Raw genomic sequence first — 21,917 nt, 5'->3', positions numbered from 1 at the left:
TTTTTTGATTACCATTTGGATTACTTAGTTACATTTTTCAGAACATCGTCAATCATTTGACTGTTTGCAATTGTACCTGTGTACAACCAGCTGGAATCCTTACCAAAATCGTATACGTGGCCTTCTTTAACGGCTGAAATTCCCGCCCATACAGGATCTTTTACAATATCTTCTTTACTCACGTTTTTGCTGTTCACGATAAAGATATAATCCGCATCCAACTCGGCCAGCTTCTCCAGCGATAAATTACTCCAGTTCGCCTTAGCCGTTTTCGAAATCTCCTGTACGACTTGTGGAATCTTGAATCCCAAATCCTTATACAATACATCACCGCTGGATAGATTCTGGTTTACGACATACACGTTTTTATCCGTTACCCATAATGCCGCCGCAGTTTTTTGTCCCACCGTCTGACTCAGCTGGGCTTTAGCCTCTGCTGCTTTTTTGTCGTAGTTGCTCAATGCCTGCTTCGCTTCACTACTCTTATTCAGCACCTCACCCACGGTCAGCAGCTCTTGACGCCAATCATTGTTCATATTAGTGCCTACCACGTAGGTTGGAGCAATTTTAGAGTATTGATTATATTTGTCGCCTTCCACCATGCTCGCACTGTCCATAATGATTAAATCAGGCTTGAAGTTCAGAACCGCCTCAAACGGAAGATCTGAAGCAATGGTAGGAACGTCCTTCAGTTCTTTTTGCAGGTAACCTTGAACTGAATTTTTCCCTACCGACCATTGGGCTACAGGTTTAACCCCCAGCGCAACCAGATGATCCTCCAGATAAGAAGCGATCACACGCTGAGGCTGAGCCGGAATTTTCACCTCATGCCCAAGTGCATCCTTCAGCACCCTTTCCTGTGATGTTGGTTCCGCTGATGTATTATTGGTCCCTTGGGAAGCACCATCGGTTGCCGTAGGACTGGATGTGCCTGAGCACGCGCTGAGCAGCAGGGTAAAACTAAGCAATAAAATAAATGCCATGGAATGCTTTGCGTTTCTATTCATTCGTAAAATCCCTTCATCATGATTTTGATAATGATTATTATCCTCAATAACAGTATGCAGGGCGCCACTTATCGAATCAATGGAACATTCGGACATGCTTAATGGATTATCCAGACTGGTATCTCTCACAAAAGCAGATGAATATAGGCTGTCCCGGTAATGAACCGGGGATACACCCGTATATTTTTTGAATGCCCGGCTAAAGAAATAGACATCCGGGTACCCCACACTGGTAGCGATATCCTGGAGAGTGGCATCCGTCTTCCGCAAAAGCTCCTTTGCCTTGTCCATTCGCAGTTGAATCAAGTACATAATCGGGCTACAATCCGTTTGTTTTTTAAATAACCGAGTCAAATGTCTCGGACTGCATTCCAACAATCCGGCCAAACGTTCCAGCGTTACGGACTCCGCGTAATGATCCTGCATAAATCGAATCGCCTGTGTCACGATATCCCGCGCAGAAGTTCGAGCCTTCGGTTCCTGCAATTGCCGCATACATTCATATGCAAAATCATAGAACCGACCCTGAGCCTGAATCTTGGATAGCGCCTCATGATCCTGCCATGCGTACTCCAGTAGTTGCAGCTTTTGGTACAGTATAACCGGATAAGGCGGTGCAAAACCATGAACTATCGAAGGATGATTATACACCGTATGTCCAGATAGAGAAGTCGCTTTATATAGTACAAGGATATATTCTATCCCGCATTGCGAGGGTTTCATATTCAGTTCAAAGCCTTTGCTGCCATGCAGTACGTACCCTGAATGTGGCGTATCCTTCCAATCACCATCCAAACGCACGCTACCCTGCAATACAAATACAAAAGCCTGCGCTGGAAGACGATACGGTTGAAGCAACTCTTCCGGCTCCAGTCGAATATGCCGGACATCCATGACACGAATCGACGAATGGAGCCATAGGGACAGCAGTTTGTTTAACTCATCAGCTTCATGTCTCTTGCTCATCCCGATATAGGAACCTGCCTGCTTTTGCCGATCCTGCTTCACGTATCAAAGCCTCCGCTTCATAAATATCATACTTTTTTTCCAAACCAACCTCATTATATATCATCTTTTACTGCGTCTACTATGAGACAAATATTCCTGCACGAAACAAGGTGAATATACCATTTTCATGGTACAATTTGTATAAATACAAGATTTAAAATACATAGGGGGTTTGACAGCATGAACGGTTCCAACATTGCATTGAGTACAGGAGCTAATGCACCATTCGGTAAGGAAGATACGGTGCGGGTCACCATTACATGGAAGCATGCACCTGCCGAACTGGATGTTAGCTGTTTTATGGTAGGAGCAGACGGAAAGGTTTCCTCAGATGACTATTTCATTTTTTACAATCAACCCGCTGACCCGCACGGCCATGTACGGTTACAGCGTCCCAATGACAGAACCACTGAGTTTACTGTAGCGCTCCAGGAACTGGAACGAACCGGAGTGGAAAAATGTGTGTTTGCAGCCACACTGGACGGCCCAGGTACTTTTGCCGATGTGGTCGGCTGCTCACTTACTGCTCAAGGCAAGCAATCCCATATCACCTACAGCATCACCGAAGCTACCAAAGAAACGTCACTCGTATTCGCTGAAATATACCGCCATACGTCTGGCTTCAAGCTTCGCGCAGTTGGGCGTGGTTTCAATGGGGGACTAAAGCCGCTCGCCGAGGCTCATGGTGTCACCGTAGAGGAAACGGAATCGCCAGCAGCACCGTCCGCTGATCAAGCCGGCGTGAAGGAGCCTTCTCCTGTGAATGGAAGAATTAATCTGCTTAAACAGAAGGTACAAATTTCACTCCAAAAGAAGCAGATAGACCGTGAAAAAGCACGAGTAGCGGTTGTATTAGACGCTTCTGCTTCCATGGCGAAACTGTACTCTAAAGGAACCGTGCAAAAAGCCTTCGAACGTGTTCTGGCTGTATCGGCCTGCATGGATGATGACGGTGAAATGGACGTATGGTTTTTTGCGAACAAAGCCAAACGCGCTCCAAGCGTCACGGAACGGGATTACGAGAATTACGTAAAACGAAATTTCCCGGAAATCGGATACGGAAATATAGGATTTGGTAACAATGAGCCTGAAGTGATAGAGGATATCATTTTAAAATATACAAAAGAGGTACCCAATGAAACAATCCCGACCTACATTATCTTTTTCAGTGACGGTGGCGTATATGAAACGAAAAAAATATCAAAGTTGCTGATCAAGTGCTCGAAAACTCCGATTTTCTGGCAATTTGTTGGTCTTGGTCATGCTGATTTCGGAGTCCTTGAAAAGTTGGATAATCTGCGCGGTCGCGTAGTGGATAATGCAGATTTCTTTGCCTTGGATGACATTGACTCCGTGACAGACGCAGAATTGTACGACCGTCTGCTGAATGAGTTTCCTGGTTGGCTCAAGCAAGTGCGGGCTAAAGGAATATTGCGGAGCTAATCCTTCACCGCAATGCGATACTCCTACATGATCACTTAAATATCCGCCGAGCAGAACAATAAAGGCAGAATGACCGCAGATAGAGCAATCATCAGCGCCAGCATTCTGCCTCTGTTTTCTTCAGTTTGTCCTCTATCGATTTCAATCTCCCTACCAGATCCTATTTCTTTCATTTCCTAATTGGATATTTTCATGTAGTATAAGTCTAATTGAAGTAACCCTGTTTGGGCTATGCTGAAGCTATACACTATATGAAGGAGGATTTCATATTGAAATCAAATGAAGCAACTTTGCACAAAAAGCTGCTCCCACGGCATATTACCTTTATGGCTATGGGTGGAGTCATCGGAACGGGAATTTTTAAAGGAAGTACCGAAACGATTAGCTTGGCGGGACCTGGAGTTATTTTATCCTATGTATTCGCGGGACTCCTGCTCTTGGTCGTTATGGGCGCAATTGCCGAGATGGCTACCGTCTATCCCAACATGAATATGAAAGATTTTATTCGCAAAGCTTTTGGAGAACGACTGTCCTTTATTATCGGCTGGTTGTATTGCTTCATGTGGCTGGCCGTCTGTATCATTGAGGTCATTGCTGCGGGAAGCTTCCTGCAATATTGGTTGCCAGATGTTCCTCTATGGGTACTCAGTTTAGTGAGTGCGGCTTTCATTATTGTTGTCAACATGCTGAGTGTCGGCGGTTTTGGAGAGCTGGAATTTTGGCTTGCGGGTATTAAGATTGCCATGATTATTATCTTCATCGCCTTGGGTGGCTGTATACTGTTCGGGATTATTCCCACTGAAACTCCACCTTATCTAAGCAACTACGCGCAGCACGGCGGATTTCTACCTAATGGCTGGTTAGCTATCTTTTCAGCGCTGCTGGTCGTTACCTTTTCATACGGAGGGTCCGAGCTGATTGGACTGACGTTGACGGAGACAGAAAATCCGGAAAAGGTACTACCTAGAGTGGTTAAAAGCTTTATTCTTCGCGTTGTTTTGTTCTATACGTTGCCCATTCTCATCATTTGTGGCTTGATTCCCTGGAACCAACTGGATGCGAATACCAGCCCGTTTGTACAGGTACTGTCTTCTGTAGGGCTTCAAGGCTCGGCTCATGTTATGAACTTTATTCTGATCACTGCTGTACTGTCTGCCGCCAATTCGGGAATTTACGGGGCTACACGTATGCTGCATTCGCTGGCTATCAATGGAGAAGGTCCCAAATCACTCGCCCGTTTATCTTCAAACGGGGTTCCGGTAAATAGTCTCAAATTGTGCGCTGTAGTCCTGATTGTCGGTTCCATGGTTGCTTATGTCGCTCAGGACGGGCTGTTCCGTATTTTGATGGCTGTACCTGGCTTCGTCGTGTTGCTCGTCTGGAGCTGTATTTGTCTGTCCCAATTGAAATTGCGCAAATCTTATCCAGTGGAGCCTACTTTCAAGATATGGGGATTCCCTTATGTAACGGCGGTTACAGTGGGATGCCTATGGGTCATTGCGTTCCTATTCTTGCTTGACCCGCAAAATCGCATTAGCATTAGCGTGTGCGTGGCTTTCATGGCATTTCTGGTCATCTGGTCTTTGGTGAAGTTCCGGAGAAAGCAGGCGTAAGTAGCATATGATTCAATCTTACCTGTTTCCTGTTTCGTATGCCTTTCTTGCGTTTCCTTTTGCTGCGTTATTGTTTACACTGCCTTTCCTTATCGTGCAATATCGCAGACATGGCTATATTCACAAGGCTAGAGCATGGCTGCTTTACTTGATGCTTTTATACTTAATGAACGTCTTCTTTCTGGTCATACTACCGCTTCCGGCATCGCGTCATAATGCTGCATTAGCCGGGGGAGCGTTGCAGTTGATGCCCTTGCAGTTCGTTCAAGACATTATAAGAGAAACATCCATCTCACCCGCCCATCCCTCCAGCTATGTTCATTTGCTTTAGCGCTATTGTTCCAATTACTTCTCCTACTGAAACAGTTGTACCTTTCAACCACGGGGTAAACGGGTAGTTTGTTAAAAGAGGCTGTCCCAAAACTAAACATTTGAACGCCCTCACCAGAAAAATAGAATGATAATCGTAAAAAGCCAAGGACTAAGCGGTCTGTTTTCGCTTAGCTCCTTGGCTTTTGTCTTGCGTGGCTCTTTAGCCGCAAATACTCTTGCTCACTTTGATATCGCGATCCCCTTGGCTTTTGTACACTGCGGCTTTAACGCAGCCCCGTTGTTTCTTTGCACTCCACCTAGGCGACATTCTTTAGCTTGGCGTATTGTTGCAGGTGTAAGGCTTTTGCCGAAGCCCAACCGCCGATGACAAATTGACATCGGACAATTTGTCCGATATAATCAAAACAAAACGGACAAACTGTCCGAATTTATAATATGAAGGATGAAACTGGGATGTATATCAAAAAGTTGTATTTTTTATCTGTAGGTGAATGTTTCCTAGATCAATCGGCAGTTAATCGAACCCTTGCCCCCGGGAAATTAGTCGGAATGCCTGTGTGGTCTTTTCTATTGGAAACGACCAGCGGGCCGATACTCATCGATACGGGAATGCCCGACGCTTTTATCAACAATCCCGATTACTACAAGGGGACTAGACGTGAAGGGCGCGTCGTCCCCAACATGTCTGACGGCGACTCGATCGTAAATGTGTTAAAGCGTGTCGGTTATCGACCTGACGATATTCAAATGGTCATTAGCTCCCATTTACACTTGGATCATTCTGGGGGAAACGGGCATTTCCGCAATACGCCGATCCTTATTCAAAGGGCAGAGTATGATGCGGCCATAAACAATGAGGATTACTCTCCATTAGAGTGCAGGCTGCCCGATTTACAATATCAAATCATTGAGGGTGACCATGAATTGATTCCGGGGGTTCAAATTTTATTCACTCCGGGTCATTCCCCTGGCCATCAATCAGTCCTTGTCACAACGGAAAAGTCGGGTCCAGTGCTACTGACAATTGATGTTGCTTATACTCGGGAGAACTTCGAGAATAGCGTACCGTTCTTGACATTCGATCAAGAGATGGCTGCCAAATCGATTACTCGCATGCAGGAGTTAATTCAGGATGTTCGGCCGTCCTATGTTTTCTTGGGACACGATAGAGATCAGGCGCAAAAATGCCGCACCTTTCCTGACTTCCTGTAATGGAGGGACAGCCTATGGATACTCAATCAATGGCTTTATCCGGCAATGAGCGGAAATTAATGGGGACACTTTGCTTGCTCATTATTTTCGGAAACATCAATATGACCATGTTTAATTTGTCTATACCTTCGATTTCCGCTGACTTTGCCCTGACCTCCTCGCAGGTGAGCTGGGTTATGGTCGGTTACAGCATTTTGATGGCTATCGGCGCCGGTACTTACGGCAAGTTAACGGAGTCCTTTTCCTTTCGACAGCTGTATGTCATTGGTTTAATCCTTTTAGCTTTCGGCTCTATGATCGGCTTTTTTGCAGCTTCATACTTGCAAGTCATCATTGGAAGACTGCTGCAGGCAGCAGGGGCCTCATCCATCTCTCCCCTGTCTTATGCGGCAGTAACCCTGTATTTTAAGCCTACAGTCAAGGGACGGGTGCTGGGAACCTTATCCGCCACAATTGCCTTAGCTTCCGGCTTCGGGCCTGTGTTCGGCGGTTTCGTGGAGCAATACTTTGGCTGGCGTGCTTTGTTCATCGTGTCCAGTCTGAGCCTATTTGTTATCCCTTTGATATTCAAGTATGTTCCTGACAAGAAACACGACCGCGGTTCATTCGATTTTCTCGGAGCTGTTTTGTTCTCCGCGGGACTGGCGTTGGTATTGCTAGGGGTTACGAACTATTGGTTTATGCTCATTGCAGGAGCAGCAGTTCTTCTATGGTTCGGTACTCATATTCAGAAAAAAGAACATCCATTTATCGATGCATCTTTCATGAAAAATGCTCCTTACCGACGAATTCTAGGGATTGGATTCCTTACCTTCGTATGCAACACGGGGTTAACCTTTACTCTTCCTGTCATGATGAAGAATTCCTTTCATTTACCAACTAGTAAAATCGGTCTGCTGATGCTTCCCGGTGCCGCCTGTGCAGCCTTGCTCGGATCCCGGATCGGAGGTTGGACAGATCGTTTCGGAAGCTCCCGCGTGCTTGTCATATCGCAAAGTCTCGTCATCAGCGGATTTATACTACTGGGGGTATCCGTACATTTGCCGCCATGGATCGACGCTTTATTGATCATTATCCTTATGATTGGATTCAACGGTGTCCTCACCTCTAGCAGCAATTTAGTTTCGACGACACTCCGTTCGGCTGAGCTGGGTGTGGGGATGGGTATTTTCACACTGGCCTATCTCCTAGGCGGAGCATTCGGCCCTGCGCTGGTCGGCCGACTGATTGATCTAAAGATGCCTTTTTCTGTTGTTTATTTTACCATTTCCCTGTTGGCAATCCTGACATACTTATTCGCAAGAAAAGCAAATCCTAGCGGAAGCTATGGTAATTAGTTTGGTAGACGGACGACATGTCCGAAAGATACGGAGGATGAATAGATGAGTAAATTAAATTTCCAACTGTCCTTTGCTGCTATTCATGAGCTGGCCGAGGGGATCCGAACAAGGGAAATATCCCCGGTAGAGATTACAGAACATGCGCTTCACCGCATCGAACGTTTGAATCCGAAACTGAACGTTTTCGTTACCCAAACGTCCGAACTGGCGATTGAACAAGCGAAGCAATCGGAACGCGATATTATGCATGGTCGGTACAAAGGGCCCCTTCACGGGATTCCCATCGTTCATAAGGATCTATATTACACTAAAGGGATCCGAACAACTGCCGGTTCAAAAATATTGAACAGCTTCGTCCCCGATTACGATTCGACGGTTGCAGCTAAGCTACATGAGGCTGGAACAGTTCTGCTAGGCAAAGTACAGACTCACGAGTTCGCAGCGGGATTGACAACAACTAGCCCGCACTTCGGTCCTTGCCTCAATCCGTGGAACACTGAACTTGTAACGGGAGGTTCAAGCGGCGGCTCGGCTTCTGCTTTAGCGGCTGGACTTACTTATCTGGGCACAGGCTCGGATACCGGAGGTTCGATCCGCATACCCGCTGCTTTGTGCGGTGTCGTAGGGATGAAGCCGACGTACGGTCGGGTCAGTCGGTATGGTATCATTCCAATGGCCTGGTCATTGGACCACTCGGGTCCGTTGACCCGCTGTGTCATGGATGCGTCCCTGTCCTTGGATGTGATGTCTGGCTTCGATCCAAAGGATGAATCGACTGTCGATCTGCCTGCGCCAGGTATCAAGATGTATCCGAATGGTCTCAGGGGTGTGCGTATCGGATTGCCGACAAGCTACTATTACGAGGATTTGATGCCGGAAGTGGAAGCTGCGATGAAGGCCGCTATCAATAAATTCCGAGAACTGGGAGCAGAAATCATCGAAGTTAGCCTGCCCCTGATCAAACATGTTAGAAGTGCGACGATGGCCATTATGATGACGGAAATGTACTCGTACCACGAGAAGTGGCTTGAGACAGAATTGGAACAGTATGGACCGGACGTCCGAATGTTTCTTGAAAGCAGTAGAGATATTCCGGCTTCCATTTACCTTCAGTCTCAGCGGGCCCGGCAACTAATTGTCAATGATTTTTTGAATGCATTGTCCGGAATCGACATCTTGTTGACGCCGGCAACACCGATCACTGCGCCGCGTGCAGATGATGATGCTAGTGTATTCAGATTGAACTCATTTACGGTTCCGACCAATTTGACTGGCTTGCCTAGCCTGAGCATGCCTTGCGGCTTCTCACCTTCCGGTCTGCCGATTAATATGCAATTGATTGGCCGCCCCTTCGAAGAAGCGACAGTACTAGGTATCGGCAATACTTATGAAATGAATACAGACTGGCACAAGAGACATCCGGATTTGTAAGCCTGACTATATTTGATGGAGGGTAATCTATGGATCAAAAGCAACTTAACTCTGAAGTTAGCAGGAAAGCATCAACCGAAACCGGAACAGATACGACGAGCGACAAGAAAAAAGCATACGAGCAGTTTATTCATACGATCGCAAGTTTAAAGGAACTGGACCTATCGGGCATTGAACCGCATTTGCCTCCAATTTACAAAAAGCACTATACCAAGAAATAAAAAAAAGCTCATCGGTCACCCAAATGAATGTATTTTTAATTTTTCACGAAATGTATTATAATATGAAGACGGACAACATGTCCTATACACGAAAAACGGACATATTGTCCGTTTTTCGTGTTAAATAACAGTTAAATTAATGATGAAGGGAGATGTTTATGGTGAATTCAGAATCGCAATCTGTCTCTCTGAAAATTCCCAGAGAGGAGTTAAACCGAAGACGAATTTTGGCGGCGGCTAGAGAACTTTTCATCAAAAACGGTGTTGACAATGTCAATATGCATCAGATTGCGAAGACTGCTGGAGTAGGACAAGCAAGCCTATACCGACGCTACTCGGATAAGGGCGACATATGTCAGGAGATCGCGTATGAAGAATACCAACCCTTGTTTGATGAAGTTCAAGCATTTCTTGATCAATCCCCAGAAAGCGCTGCCTTGGACCGGCTTTACCATGTAATCGTAAGATATGTCTCTTTTTTAGAGGCGAAAGTTCCTTGGCTCTGTGAGGTCAGCCGGGCCTCAACCGGGCATCGTCCGTTACAATCTCCGTTATGTCAATGGATGCGCAATATAAGCAGAATTCTGCTAAATGAGGCCGTTGAACAGGGAGACGTATCCGGGGTGGACATTTCATATACTATTGAAGCCCTGCTGGCCGTGCTTCACAATATCGATTACCATCTCCAAGATGAAGGCTTTACAAGCCAACGAGTTCTTGATGGATTACACCGCATATTTATTGAAGGTTTAAGAGCTAATAGACATTAATTGAGGGGCTGGCCACAAAGCCACATAACATGGATGAGGGATAGTCCTGCGTAACTCCTCTTTTTATCTCATAATGGTATATTGAATGTACAAAGAAACCATATCCTTTCAAATGGTCGGGTGGTACCTCCATTTTATCCAGGAACGGTTTCTTATTGTTTTACAATTGGAGAACAGGACGTCCCTAGTCGTTTTCATGACTTATGGGACAACCCTTTTTTTTCTGCCAATGGCTGCTATGCGAATTGTCCGGATCGGAGGGAGCGGCAGTGTGCTGGTTCGCTCACCAGTTCATGAGCTGTAAGAGCGCCGCGCTACCTTATACCTTTACGGACACCAAAAGGATTTTATTTTCACGCAATTAATTTTAGAGAATAAAAAAGAGCATCCCAAGGGATGCCCTTCTTTCACTATATTGCATTGATGATGAATTGTCCTTTTGGCGCTTTGATCTCAAAGTAATACTGTTGATCTTTATTTAAACCACTTAATTGTTTGCTATTCCCAGGAGACACTTGAAACTCATCAATTACGACATTTCCTTTTTCATCTTTAACTCTCATAAGTGCATTACCTGCACTGTTTGCATCATTTATGATTGTCTTATCCCAAAAAACACTATCAAATTTGATGGAATCTTGACCATCAAATTTAACACTATTCCATTCATCAGTTTCTTTTTCTATAGCCATAACTGACGTTATCTTAGGAGAGAAGTAATTATGAACTGTTTCTACATTTTGATAAACTTGATAAGAACAAACAAAAATAATGGTTAACGTAACGAAAATCGCACCAATTACACCAATTTTCTTGATTTTACTATTAACCATAATTCAACTCCTTAATCAATCGTAATATTATAATATCCCGTTTTACTTACTTTTCCTTGCAGGGTATAGTCTCCGGCATTCCAAGGTATCGTATCAAGTTCTACAGATTTTCCTGCCGCAACTGTTTTGGTACTTCCTACTTGCGCGCCTGTATCATCTACAACCCTAAAAGTGACAGAACCTGGGCTGTTTGCACCGTTTGTAACAGTAGGTACCCGACGGGGCGTAGCCTTTTTCGTGGATTCTATCATATGGATCGGGCTACTCGGCATCATGGAGTCTCTGCATGTGCCTGCTGCTTTCTGAGTTTCCAGTGGGGTATACTTTATGGTGGTTCCTTACCTAACGAATGGGCGAACGCCAGGGAAATGGCTGGTGCGTATTCATCTTACAGGGACAGGACAACGGATTTCCCTATGGGAGCTCATAAAGCGTTACAGTCTCTTGTACTGGGTGTATTTTGGACTTAATTACGTACTGGGAGGACCCGTGCTGTGGTCTCAAGTCTCTCCATGGGTAAGTGTTCTGATCAGCCTTTTGTTGTTGGTGATCAACGGATGGTTCTTTTTCCATCTGGTCATACGTCTATTCAAGAAAGCCCCGTTATTTTATGAGGAGCTTAGCCATACTTCACACCAAATTATATGGCCCAAGCACTATCATCATCCTCAAAATGACACTGCTGACCCTGCAGAAACGTCGGGAGCGAATACCGTGAAATGATAACTGAAAGACTGAGAACGTGATAAGCACCCGCGATCTACGTTGCATCTAAGCAAATAAAAAAACAGGCGAAGCAAAGGGATTTCCTTTGTCCGCCTGTTTTTTATTTTGCGTATAGATGTTAGTTCGTTTCCCTTATTTCCACTGTGCGATTTGATCAATAGGCAAACGTGTGGACGGATGACCCTCGTTAATTCCTTTACCCATGGAAATGAGCATAACAGGGACATAACGATCTTTTTCCAGACCAAAGGCTTCAGCAATTTGATCCTTTTCAAAACCGCCAATAGCGTTAGTATCATAACCATGAGCGCGCGCTACCAGCATAAGCTGCATGGATACCAAACCACCGTCAATCAGGACCGTTTCTTTGTTCACAACTGGATCAAGCGTTGCAAAATGAGCTGCCACTTTTTCCTGTTGCATTTCTTTAATGTCTTTTGGCATATAGCCCAGTTCTACAGCTTCTCCGAAAATTTGTTCGAAATTATCAAAGTTGTTCAAATCTCCAAACACAGCGATCACTGCCGAAGATGTTTCTACTTGACGTTGGTTGAAACGGGCCAATGGTGCCAGTGTAGCTTTACCTTCAGGGCTGTCAATGACGAGGAAACGCCAAGGTTGCAGGTTAATGGAAGATGGTGCGCGTGTAGCTTCTGTCAAAATCTCTGTCATTTCCTCACGACTGATCTTCACGGATGGATCGTATACTTTTACAGAACGGCGTCCCAGTGCGATTTCTTTAAAATCATTCGTTTTTACAATATTGGATGTGCTCGTATTATTCATTCCAATCTCTCCTTGTCCCTCTGTGGGTATAGTAATGTTAAAAAAGGTTGTCAGTCCATATCGGATATATGACTATTCATCACTTGCAGCATATCAGCTAGTTGGTGCCGCTGGGTCTCGTCGAAGCTCTGTAGCAGCTGAGCTACAAACTGCGAACGCTCCTGCTTAAAGATGACAATGCGTGCACGCCCATAATCGGTCAGGCTTACCAAGGTAACCCTGTTGTCCTCTGGCTTCGTGCGTCGTGTGACCATTGCTGTCGCTTCCAGTTGTTTCAAATGGCGCGTTACGGCTGCAGCGTCAATGCCAACCTCTTTTTGCAGCAGAGTTTGACTAATCTCCTCCACTTGATACAACTTGCACAATAGCTGCAATCTGGACGCGCTGACTCCTGCGCAACGCTCAAACTTGGAGCTAATCTGCTTGTTCAGTAGCAGCAACATCTCAAAAATATACTCAGCCTCGGATGGTGTCTGGGTGATATCAATCTCTCCTCCCTTAAGCATATCGCTGGGCTTCGTATTCTAACCTTTTGATCCATCAATTATTGATCTATCAAGTAATATACATCCTCTTAAAAAATAAATCAAGTCCCTGAGAAAAATAAAGTGCTCTTTGCAAATAAAAGCTGAGCGACTCGCACAAGAGCCGCTCAGCTTCAATTTAACTTTATTATGTTCCGTTGTGCTAAATAATCCCGTGGGACAGCATTGCGTCGGCCACACGCACAAATCCTGCGATATTGGCTCCGACAACCAGATTGCCCGGCACGCCGTATTCCTCGGCCGCCTTCACGCTGTTAGCATAGATATTTTTCATAATATCATGCAGCTTGGCATCCACTTCCTCAAAGGTCCATGACAGGCGCATGCTGTTCTGCGACATTTCAAGCGCCGAGACCGCTACTCCGCCTGCATTGGCTGCCTTGGCTGGTCCAAACAGAACCCCATTGTCCAAAAACACTTCAATGGCCTGTAGCGAGGATGGCATATTGGCACCTTCGCCTATAGCTTTTACGCCATTACTTACCAGCAGCTGGGCTGCTTGCTCGTCAATTTCATTCTGTGTGGCGCATGGCAGTGCGATGTCGCATGGGATCGACCAGATCCCCGAACAGCCTTCTGTATAGATTGCGCCTGGACGCTCTTGAGTATACTCACTAATCCGCAGACGGTTCACTTCTTTCAGCTGCTTCACCAGCTTCAGATCGATACCGTCTGGATCATAGATGTAGCCATTCGAGTCACTACATGCCACGACTGTAGCACCGAGCTGCTGTGCTTTTTCAATCGCATAAATAGATACGTTCCCCGAGCCCGACACGACGACGCGTTTTCCTTCAAAGGACGATCCCTGAGCCTGCAACATCTCGTTTACAAAATATACACAACCGTAGCCAGTCGCTTCCGTACGTGTGAGACTGCCTCCGTAATGAATCCCTTTACCCGTCAGGACGCCACCTTCATGTCCTCCGCGAATCCGCTTGTATTGTCCGAACATGTAACCGATCTCGCGGCCACCTACTCCAATATCCCCAGCCGGAACGTCGGCATCTGGACCAATATATTTATACAACTCAGTCATGAAGCTTTGTGTAAAACGCATCACTTCGTTATCTGATTTCCCTTTGGGATCAAAATCCGAGCCGCCTTTACCACCACCGATGGGAAGACCCGTCAATGCATTTTTGAAAATCTGCTCAAAACCCAAAAACTTGACGATTCCCAGATATACAGACGGATGGAAGCGAAGTCCACCTTTATAAGGCCCTATCGCACTGTTAAACTGCACACGGAAGCCACGGTTGACCTGTACAACCCCCGCATCATCCACCCAAGGTACACGGAAGGTAATGACTCGCTCCGGCTCCACTAGCCGTTCCAGAAGCCCCTGCTGCATATACTTAGGGTGCTTAGCCAATACCGGAATTAGCGAATCCAATATTTCCTTGACGGCCTGATGGAATTCATTCTCATGAGGATTGCGCGCAATAACCTTCTCAAAAACGGACTGCACATATTCGGCTGCTGCTTGTTGACTCTGCTCTGGACGGATCATGGTCATTATTTAATACACCCCTTTTATAATTAGCCCCTCTGTTAAATGACGGAACGACGTTATTCTGCACCTTCGAGAGTGGAACTTTATGTATTCATAAAATTTAGTTAACTATACATGATTTTTTATAATAATACATCTAATTCGCCTATAAAAAATTTTTGTATCCTTCATCAAATAACTCTATGAACCTCTCATTGTCTGTTAGTTTCCTAAAGCTAAATCCCTTGATTCACGGGCTTTTTTCACGGTTTTTAAGGCCCTAACACCTTACTCCACATGGCATTATAATGTGAACAAATTGAAACTAAAACATACAGCACATCTGGAAAATATGGAAATAAAAAAGAGGCTAGCGCGCAGGGCGTAGCCTCCTTTCCCATTCTTTTACACATAAAAAGCTTCAAGCTGACGCACAATTTCTGCCTCGTCATGCTCTACCACCTGCTGATGCTGCGATTTAGAGAACAATTGTTCAATTTGCGCCGGGAACTCCTGCTTGATGTCCACCAGACGAATGGCTTCATCAAATTTGGCCGGATGCGCTGTCGCAAAAGTCACACATACTTCGTCCGCGCCATTACACGCCTCATACGCGGCAATACCGCATGCCGTATGGGGATCGAGCAAATAATCGTATTCGGCCTTGTATTTCTTGATTAGCTCCAGACACTGCTCATTCGAAGCGCCGAGCGCTTCAAAATCCTGCTGTACCCGTTTCAAATCCTCTGCACTGATCACAATCCGTCCCTCGGTTTTGAGGTTATTCATGTATTCAGATACCTTGGCTGCATCTTCTCCAAGGAAGTAATACAGATATCTTTCGAAATTGCTCGCCACCTGAATGTCCATCGAAGGACTGTGTGTGCTTTTGAAGTCACCTGGCTTGTATTCACCTGTCTTCACGAAGCGCTCCAAAATATTATTTTCATTGGTTGCAATGATCAGCTTATGGATCGGCAGACCCATTTTCTTCGCAAGAAAGCCGGAAAAAATATTGCCAAAGTTGCCGGATGGCACACTGATATTGATTTTTTTCGTACCCGCAGACTCCTGTGCCCGGAAATAAGCATAGAAGTAATATACGGTTTGCGCCAAAATACGCACAAAGTTAATCGAGTTAATCGCCCGCAAATGATGCTTACCTTTGAAATCCAGATCGGCAAACAGGTCCTTAATGACCTTCTGACAATCGTCAAAGTTCCCTTTTACGGACAGATTCAATACATTTTCATCGTCAACCGTCGTCATTTGCAGCTCTTGTACCTTGCTCACCTTTTGGTGTGGATGCAAAATACAGATTTTAATGCCTTCCTTGCCACGCACGCCCTGAATCGCTGCCGCCCCGGTATCACCTGAGGTTGCACCCAAAATGTGAATGATCTCATTCTGCTTCTTGGACACGTAGGAATAAAACTCACCCATAAATTGCAGCGCCACATCCTTGAACGCGAACGTAGGCCCGTGGAACAGCTCCAAAATAGACAGGGAATCGTTGATCTTCTTCACTGGCGTAACTTCTAGATGACGGAAGCTCGCATAACTGCGCTCCACCAGCTGTTCCAAATCTTCACGAGGAATCTCATCATTGATATACAGCGCAAAAACTTCCAGCAGCAGCTCTCTGTAGCTCAATGTAGCCCATTGCTCTAACGTAGCTGCCGACACGGTCGGAATCTGCTCAGGTACCATCAGACCTCCATCGTCAGCTAACCCCATGAGCACGGTATCAATAAATCCCTTGGCTTCTACTCGACCTCTAGTGCTTATATATCTCATATACATCCCCCAATAAAAATTCAATTCGAACCTTTTTTCGAATATATTATTGTCTATAATACCCTGTCGCGGTGCTGTAACCAAGCCTTTTTTTTCATATTTCAAAGACTTTCTCCTACTTTACCATACCCTGATGCATCAGGCATCTGTAATCGATAGGCAATCGGAACGTCAGAAACAGGCCGTAAGTCTGAAAAAAGAAGGCTGCTCCAGTGATTAGGAACCTGAAATCGAGAGTGCAGCCAGCTTGAGCGAAGGGGATGTGCAGCTTCCCGTAAAACGCAAATCGTTGCCAACTTCCTCTACCTGCTGTAACACGTCAAAGAAGTTGCCCGATACGGTGATCTGATTGACTGCTCTGACCACTTGCCCCTGCTCAATCCAGTATCCCAGACAAGCCAGCGAAAAGTTACCGGACGCCGTATTCGTACCCGCATGCAGCCCTTGCAACTCGACGATCATCAACCCGCGATCCGTCTTGCGAATCATGTCCTCCAACGTAGACGTGCCTGGTTCCACATATAGATTATGATACGATACACCGATTTTACCGTTATAACTGCCCTTGGAAGCATTAGAGGTACTTTCCACCCCAGCCTTGCGAGCCGTCTTGCGATTATGGAAATACGTCCGTAGTTCGCCGTCCTTGATGATCTCATTACGATGCGTTGCGCTGCCTTCGGCATCAAACGTACTGCCTGCGGGAACGTTCTCCATCAGCGGATCATCAATCAGCGTAATACGCTCACTTGCCACCTTTTGCCCTAGTTTCCCAGCTAATCGCGAAAAGCCTTTATCCACCGATTCCGCTGAAAATACCGACGTATACGCAGCCAGCAATTGCGCTGCTGCATCATGACGGAAAATGACCGGATAGTTATCCGATTGGATCGTGTGCGCACCCAGCTTGGAAACAGCCTCTTTTACGGCTTTACGCGCCACATCCGCAATATCGATTTCTTCCACACTTCGCAGCGAATAATCATGCCAGCCCCCAGTTACCGTCTCGTCATGCTCTGCTGCAATCACATACACATAAGCGGTCGCTAGGCTTTTGCGACGATGGCAGTGCAGTCCTTTGGTATTTACTATCAGGACCTCATTTTCACGAATGCTGACTGAGCAATGCCGAGCCATCACAATCCTTGGATCTGCGGCAAGCGCTGTGCGCTCCATTTCTAGCGCCGCTTCAATAAGAATCTCTGGAGCGGTGTCGGCCAACGCTGAGGCATAGGCAGGCTGCTCAGGGTAGCTCTCAGAGCCTGCGAACAGCTCATCCTGCTCCTCGCTCTCCAATATGTCCGCATTGCTGCGTGCCTCTTCCAATAAAAAGTCGATTACGTCCGGTTCCAGCTTCTCTGTAGAGGCATAACCCATTTTCCCGTTAATGACGCCCCGGAAGGAAAGCCCACCGTTTTCGACGATGGTATATTGGTCAATTTCCCCTTTCAGCACCTTTACCGAGGTAGAACGTCCATTTACATAGTAGATTTCCATATCCGCGTAGCCGATTTCTCGGCCTTTTGTGAACAACGCTTCCTGAAATTGCTGAATATTCATCGCCTATTCCCCCTTCCGTCCGCCGACGGTCATCTCGGACACACGAATTGTCGGCTGTCCGCAGTTGACCGGAAGACTTCCGCTGACCGAGCCGCACATCCCCTGACCATGATCCAGATTGTTGCCGACCATATCAATATTTTGTAGGGTTTCAATCCCTTTGCCGATTAGCGTTGCGCCTTTGACCGGCTCGGCAATTTTGCCGTTGCGAATCATGTACGCCTCTTCAACCGCAAAATTGAACTCGCTCGTCGAGGTATTCACCGAACCACCGCCCAGCGATTTGGCATAGATTCCGTACTCCGTATTGGCAATGATTTCTTCACGGGTCGAATCCCCGTTCGCAATAAACGTATTGTTCATACGGGACGCAGGTGCAAATTTATAGGACTGTCTTCGTCCCGACCCTGTCGCAGGTACACTCATCTGGCGCGAGCCCATGCGGTCGATCAGATATCCTTTTAAAATGCCGTTCTCAATCAGTACGTTGCGCTGTGTCGGCGCTCCTTCATCATCAATATTGAGCGAGCCCCACGCGTTCGGAATCGTTCCATCATCTATAGCCGTGACAAGCGGTGAAGCCACCTGCTGCCCGATCTTATTGGCAAACACGGAGGTTCCATGAGCCACCGCCGTAGATTCCAACCCGTGTCCACATGCTTCGTGAAAAAGGACGCCGCCGAAGCCGTTCTCAATCACGACGGGCAGTCTGCCGCTAGGCGCATATCCCGCTTTGACCATCGTGGACGCAATACGAGCGGCGTGTCTCGCATTTTCTTCGATATTCAGATTCTCCAAGAATTCAGTCCCTGCATACGCTCCCGGCCCACGGAACCCGGATTGTCTATGCTCCCCATCGGTCGCAATCGCGCTTATTCTCATGCGTGTATACGTACGGGTATCCTCCACCAGCAGCCCGTTGCTATTGGCGATCAGCACGTTTTGGATTGAGTTACTAATCCCAATGGAAGTCTGCGTGATGGAAGGATCATATTGGCTTGCTGCCTCATGCGCCCGTCTCATCATGTCAATCTTGGCGCGTTTCTGTGAAGCGTCAGGAATGATCGCAATCGGGTGGTGGTTAGGAATCGCGTGGGGATGGAGTGTAATGGTGTGTGTACCTGGCGCTCCACCGCCGCGAATGGCCTTGGCAGCCGATTTGGCCAGTCGGATCAGGCTCTGTTCGCTCATGTCGCTGGTATAGGCATACACCGAGAAATGCTCCTTCATAATCCGAATACCAATCCCAAAATCCCGGCCTGACAGCGCCGTATCCACGACGCCTCCGGTCATGCCCAGTTGTCCATTGGTGCGGTCCTCGACGAACACCTCTGCAAAATCTCCGCCCGTCTCCAGCGCGGCTTGCAGCATATCCTGAATCTGTGTTGGATGTATCATCACGTTCCTCCTCGTTTTTGCCATGTTTCTTATTGTACGGTTATTCGTTCAAGATAATAAGCGGGTTCATGTTCATTTCCCATAACTTTACTATACATGATGTTGGGAGTGGGTGTAACTATCTGGGTGGCAAGTGGTTTCGAGGGGAGTGAAGATTTATGGGTGGGGATGAAGGGATTGAAATGAGAAAACCCGATCAGACCGTGAAGGGTCATGTCGGGTTATTTGAGCAAATTGATTACTGGGCGATTGAGCAAGTACGTGCATATGAGGGCGCTACGTAGACGGATCATTCTTCCGATCGCTGTTGCCCCCAGATTTCTTTGATTATATTTTAACGGTAAAAATCCGGGTTCAAAGGCGAACGCTCCGCTTCTTCAGAACGTTTCCGTCCCCTTCGCTGCTATGCTTGGGTTTGCTTCATTCTGTTCGCCAGAATACTTTTTTTCAAACGGACCTTAAACAGTTCTCTTCGTAAATCCAGTTCCATGATATGAAGATGATCAGCCGCTTCTTTGACGGTTTCCATGTGCAGTACGCTTGCCTTTTGAGAAATAATAGCTAGCGCATCCCAAATGAGCTTTGTGCATGTTTTAAGTCTCTCTATGTGTTCGTCTTCCTGCTGTACCAAGCTCTCGTATTGCTCATTCGTATTTTCAGATGGGTTTGTATGTTCCACGCTCTTTAGTATCTTGGATTGGGTATCCAAAGTTATCATCTCCTTTATAAAAAGTGTAGCAAAGGATGATGCTGGATGTGGTACGTGGATACGTAATAAAGAGAGAATAATAGATAAGGTTATTATGGCAATTTAGTGTGCAAGATAAAATAAGACTCTTTGACATTCCAAGATAAGGATTATATCAAACTTAGAAGCTATAAAAGTACAACTAAATGAATAAATATTATTTCAATACCTTAAACCTTGCACTGTTCTTCAGTCTGTCACTACATTATATTTTCAATTACATAAGTAAGTATCATTTCTATTCAAAATCATTAGTCCCGTAAAATAAATTACCTGATCTTTCTCACCAAATGGCTGTACCTTAAAAGAAATACCTTCTTCACAAAATAAGCTTCAATTATAATAATTGAAAAAAGAGCTGCCGAAACAGCTCATGGATACTTAATAATCACAAGCGTTATGTTACATTTTCAAAATGGGTATCCATATTTCACTTCTGAAAGCCGGTGAGGTTATATCTTTACTCTCATTCCACAAGATTTCCGGGCCTTCTATTTGTTCATAATTTGAAGATGGAAACCATTCAGAATAAATACGTCCCCACACATCTTGTAGCGCATCAGGAAATGATCCGATTGCTTCGAATACTGCCCATGTTGAGGCAGCAACTTCAAGCTGTGTTATATTATCCGGACACTCCCGGGTTGTTGCAACACCAATATAGTGGTCAAGCTCCCCTTTTTCCTCCATTCTACCTTCAGAAAAGTTTGTGGATGCACTAAGCAATCCCATAGGCTCGACATTAGAAATTTTTTTAAGATTGCTGATCGTTTCACCATCTAAACTTTCCCACATCGCTGCAATCTCTGGATTAACCCCGTTAAAAATAATAGGAACTCTTTTTTGAATACCAACAATGCGAAATGCCCCTTTTTCTTCAATTCGATAGTTCATTTCACTTCCCCCTTTAATTGATAACTGGAAGGTCATTCGTGGATATGCTTTTAGTGAACGGCCATTAATTCTAGCTTCAGACGGCGTTAAGCCATGTAAATTTTGAAAAGCTCTTGTAAAAGAATCTGGTGAATTGTACCCGTATTTAATCGCGATATCAATGACCTTTACGTTGCTATCTTTAAGCTCAAATGCCGCAAGAGTGAGGCGTCTGCGGCGGATGTATTCTGATAACGTAGCACCTGCAAGAAAAGAAAACATCCTTTTAAAATGAAATTCGGAGCAATAAGCCAGTCTTGCTACCTCTTTAAAGTCAATATCGTTAGTCAGGTTTTCTTCAATATACTTTATTGCTTCATTCATGCTCTTAAGCAAATCCACTATAAGACCTCCTTCATCAATAGAATAGCAGTAGTTGAATATATCCACCCGACAATTCCTGCACAATATTGTAGGATCTATTCTTATTCATAAGTTTAGTACACAAACTTATATAACATAACTAATTAAGTGAGAATATCTTTAATAATCAATGCCCTTTCAATAAAAGATCCACCTCACTGGATTTATTATAATTAATATATGTTCCATCAATAAAGATTTTCATTATTCGGTATAACCAATGGGGCATTCTGTAAACTAAATCTCTCTTTTAACCGATAAATACATATGCTGGGTTGTTTATTAAATATCTCCTTCCGCCCCTTTTTAGCGTACAAACCTTGTTATACATATTTATATTGACTCACCGTCATAC

General features: G+C 45.5%; 19 protein-coding genes and 2 pseudogenes. 10 read left to right on the top strand and 11 right to left on the bottom strand.

Features of this window, described 5'->3' with window-relative positions; genetic code table 11:
• Positions 1–20 precede the first annotated feature (20 nt).
• Entirely contained in the window at positions 21–2,015 is a 1,995-nt protein-coding gene (locus tag C1T21_RS19795) for an AraC family transcriptional regulator (protein WP_103049451.1), read from the bottom strand.
• A 180-nt stretch (positions 2,016–2,195) separates the two neighbouring features.
• On the opposite strand from C1T21_RS19795, the gene C1T21_RS19790 reads away from it, so the two are divergent.
• The 8 genes and pseudogenes from C1T21_RS19790 to C1T21_RS19755 all read left to right on the top strand — a co-directional run bounded on the left by C1T21_RS19790 (position 2,196) and on the right by C1T21_RS19755 (position 10,378).
• Positions 2,196–3,458: a VWA domain-containing protein gene (locus tag C1T21_RS19790; protein WP_103049450.1), complete on the top strand. Its 1,263-nt coding sequence runs from the start codon at positions 2,196–2,198 to the stop codon at positions 3,456–3,458.
• 269 nt (positions 3,459–3,727) lie between these two features.
• Positions 3,728–5,071 carry an amino acid permease gene (locus C1T21_RS19785; protein WP_028542243.1) on the top strand — a complete coding sequence of 448 codons (1,344 nt, stop codon included), beginning with the start codon at positions 3,728–3,730 and terminating at the stop codon, positions 5,069–5,071.
• Positions 5,072–5,078: 7 nt separating this feature from the next.
• Positions 5,079–5,399, top strand: a pseudogene (locus C1T21_RS19780) (VanZ family protein); the annotation flags it as partial.
• 458 nt (positions 5,400–5,857) lie between these two features.
• Positions 5,858–6,616 (top strand): quorum-quenching N-acyl homoserine lactonase AiiA, encoded by a 759-nt coding sequence (gene aiiA / locus C1T21_RS19775; RefSeq protein ID WP_103049449.1) that lies wholly within the window; start codon positions 5,858–5,860, stop codon positions 6,614–6,616.
• Between the two features lie 14 nt (positions 6,617–6,630).
• Positions 6,631–7,953, top strand: a complete 1,323-nt coding sequence (locus C1T21_RS19770) for an MFS transporter (RefSeq protein WP_103049448.1) — start codon at positions 6,631–6,633, stop codon at positions 7,951–7,953.
• A 45-nt stretch (positions 7,954–7,998) separates the two neighbouring features.
• Positions 7,999–9,387: an amidase gene (locus tag C1T21_RS19765; protein WP_103049447.1), complete on the top strand. Its 1,389-nt coding sequence runs from the start codon at positions 7,999–8,001 to the stop codon at positions 9,385–9,387.
• 29 nt (positions 9,388–9,416) lie between these two features.
• Positions 9,417–9,608: a hypothetical protein gene (locus C1T21_RS19760; protein WP_029515917.1), complete on the top strand. Its 192-nt coding sequence runs from the start codon at positions 9,417–9,419 to the stop codon at positions 9,606–9,608.
• Positions 9,609–9,766: 158 nt separating this feature from the next.
• Complete coding sequence (locus tag C1T21_RS19755) at positions 9,767–10,378, top strand: TetR/AcrR family transcriptional regulator (RefSeq protein ID WP_103049446.1); 612 nt, start codon at positions 9,767–9,769, stop codon at positions 10,376–10,378.
• Positions 10,379–10,788: 410 nt separating this feature from the next.
• Here C1T21_RS19755 and C1T21_RS19750 read toward each other — a convergent pair whose 3' ends face one another.
• Both C1T21_RS19750 and C1T21_RS27440 read right to left on the bottom strand, forming a co-directional pair.
• The gene (locus C1T21_RS19750) at positions 10,789–11,211 is read right to left on the bottom strand and encodes a hypothetical protein (RefSeq protein ID WP_103049445.1); all 423 of its coding nucleotides are present in this window, start codon (positions 11,209–11,211) and stop codon (positions 10,789–10,791) included.
• Between the two features lie 11 nt (positions 11,212–11,222).
• Positions 11,223–11,462: a hypothetical protein gene (locus C1T21_RS27440; protein ID WP_180984633.1), complete on the bottom strand. Its 240-nt coding sequence runs from the start codon at positions 11,460–11,462 to the stop codon at positions 11,223–11,225.
• On the opposite strand from C1T21_RS27440, the pseudogene C1T21_RS19745 reads away from it, so the two are divergent.
• A pseudogene (locus C1T21_RS19745) lies at positions 11,425–11,934 on the top strand (RDD family protein); the annotation flags it as partial. The gene C1T21_RS27440 and the pseudogene C1T21_RS19745 sit on opposite strands and share 38 nt — an antisense overlap.
• Positions 11,935–12,069: 135 nt before the next feature.
• Here C1T21_RS19745 and C1T21_RS19740 read toward each other — a convergent pair.
• The 6 genes from C1T21_RS19740 to C1T21_RS19715 all read right to left on the bottom strand — a co-directional run bounded on the left by C1T21_RS19740 (position 12,070) and on the right by C1T21_RS19715 (position 19,518).
• Complete coding sequence (locus C1T21_RS19740) at positions 12,070–12,723, bottom strand: nitroreductase family protein (RefSeq protein ID WP_103049444.1); 654 nt, start codon at positions 12,721–12,723, stop codon at positions 12,070–12,072.
• 50 nt (positions 12,724–12,773) lie between these two features.
• Entirely contained in the window at positions 12,774–13,166 is a 393-nt protein-coding gene (locus C1T21_RS19735) for a MarR family winged helix-turn-helix transcriptional regulator (protein ID WP_025718154.1), read from the bottom strand.
• A 244-nt stretch (positions 13,167–13,410) separates the two neighbouring features.
• Positions 13,411–14,787, bottom strand: a complete 1,377-nt coding sequence (gene gdhA, locus C1T21_RS19730) for an NADP-specific glutamate dehydrogenase (RefSeq protein WP_025718156.1) — start codon at positions 14,785–14,787, stop codon at positions 13,411–13,413.
• A gap of 381 nt (positions 14,788–15,168) precedes the next feature.
• Entirely contained in the window at positions 15,169–16,560 is a 1,392-nt protein-coding gene (thrC, locus tag C1T21_RS19725; protein WP_103049684.1) for a threonine synthase, read from the bottom strand.
• A gap of 216 nt (positions 16,561–16,776) precedes the next feature.
• Complete coding sequence (locus tag C1T21_RS19720; RefSeq protein WP_103049443.1) at positions 16,777–18,120, bottom strand: TldD/PmbA family protein; 1,344 nt, start codon at positions 18,118–18,120, stop codon at positions 16,777–16,779.
• Positions 18,121–18,123: 3 nt separating this feature from the next.
• A complete protein-coding gene (locus tag C1T21_RS19715) occupies positions 18,124–19,518 on the bottom strand; it encodes a TldD/PmbA family protein (protein WP_103049442.1) in 1,395 nt (464 codons plus the stop codon).
• Between the two features lie 158 nt (positions 19,519–19,676).
• On the opposite strand from C1T21_RS19715, the gene C1T21_RS28140 reads away from it, so the two are divergent.
• A complete protein-coding gene (locus C1T21_RS28140; protein ID WP_258012556.1) occupies positions 19,677–19,802 on the top strand; it encodes a hypothetical protein in 126 nt (41 codons plus the stop codon).
• Between the two features lie 119 nt (positions 19,803–19,921).
• Here the strand turns inward: C1T21_RS28140 and C1T21_RS19710 are convergent, their stop codons facing one another.
• Complete coding sequence (locus C1T21_RS19710) at positions 19,922–20,227, bottom strand: hypothetical protein (protein ID WP_374703730.1); 306 nt, start codon at positions 20,225–20,227, stop codon at positions 19,922–19,924.
• Between the two features lie 441 nt (positions 20,228–20,668).
• Positions 20,669–21,541, bottom strand: coding sequence for an AraC family transcriptional regulator (locus C1T21_RS19705; protein ID WP_103049440.1), 873 nt, complete (start codon positions 21,539–21,541; stop codon positions 20,669–20,671).
• Between the last annotated feature and the right edge of the window lie 376 nt (positions 21,542–21,917).

This window comes from Paenibacillus sp. F4, from assembly GCF_002894905.1.
GTDB classification, from domain to species: Bacteria; Bacillota; Bacilli; order Paenibacillales; family Paenibacillaceae; genus Paenibacillus; species Paenibacillus polymyxa_B.
This window is presented reverse-complemented; position numbering and strand designations above follow the sequence as displayed.

Coding starts and splice junctions, on each gene's coding strand:
- C1T21_RS28140 (WP_258012556.1), top strand. CDS start 19,677: ATGGGTGGGGATGAAGGGATTGAAATGAGAAAACCCGATCAGACCGTG.
- C1T21_RS19735 (WP_025718154.1), bottom strand. CDS start 13,166: ATGTTGCTGCTACTGAACAAGCAGATTAGCTCCAAGTTTGAGCGTTGC.
- C1T21_RS19720 (WP_103049443.1), bottom strand. CDS start 18,120: ATGAATATTCAGCAATTTCAGGAAGCGTTGTTCACAAAAGGCCGAGAA.
- C1T21_RS19750 (WP_103049445.1), bottom strand. CDS start 11,211: ATGGTTAATAGTAAAATCAAGAAAATTGGTGTAATTGGTGCGATTTTC.
- C1T21_RS19715 (WP_103049442.1), bottom strand. CDS start 19,518: ATGATACATCCAACACAGATTCAGGATATGCTGCAAGCCGCGCTGGAG.
- C1T21_RS19765 (WP_103049447.1), top strand. CDS start 7,999: ATGAGTAAATTAAATTTCCAACTGTCCTTTGCTGCTATTCATGAGCTG.
- C1T21_RS19760 (WP_029515917.1), top strand. CDS start 9,417: ATGGATCAAAAGCAACTTAACTCTGAAGTTAGCAGGAAAGCATCAACC.
- gdhA (WP_025718156.1), bottom strand. CDS start 14,787: ATGACCATGATCCGTCCAGAGCAGAGTCAACAAGCAGCAGCCGAATAT.
- C1T21_RS27440 (WP_180984633.1), bottom strand. CDS start 11,462: ATGATAGAATCCACGAAAAAGGCTACGCCCCGTCGGGTACCTACTGTT.
- thrC (WP_103049684.1), bottom strand. CDS start 16,560: ATGAGATATATAAGCACTAGAGGTCGAGTAGAAGCCAAGGGATTTATT.
- C1T21_RS19740 (WP_103049444.1), bottom strand. CDS start 12,723: ATGAATAATACGAGCACATCCAATATTGTAAAAACGAATGATTTTAAA.
- C1T21_RS19790 (WP_103049450.1), top strand. CDS start 2,196: ATGAACGGTTCCAACATTGCATTGAGTACAGGAGCTAATGCACCATTC.
- aiiA (WP_103049449.1), top strand. CDS start 5,858: ATGTATATCAAAAAGTTGTATTTTTTATCTGTAGGTGAATGTTTCCTA.
- C1T21_RS19755 (WP_103049446.1), top strand. CDS start 9,767: ATGGTGAATTCAGAATCGCAATCTGTCTCTCTGAAAATTCCCAGAGAG.
- C1T21_RS19770 (WP_103049448.1), top strand. CDS start 6,631: ATGGATACTCAATCAATGGCTTTATCCGGCAATGAGCGGAAATTAATG.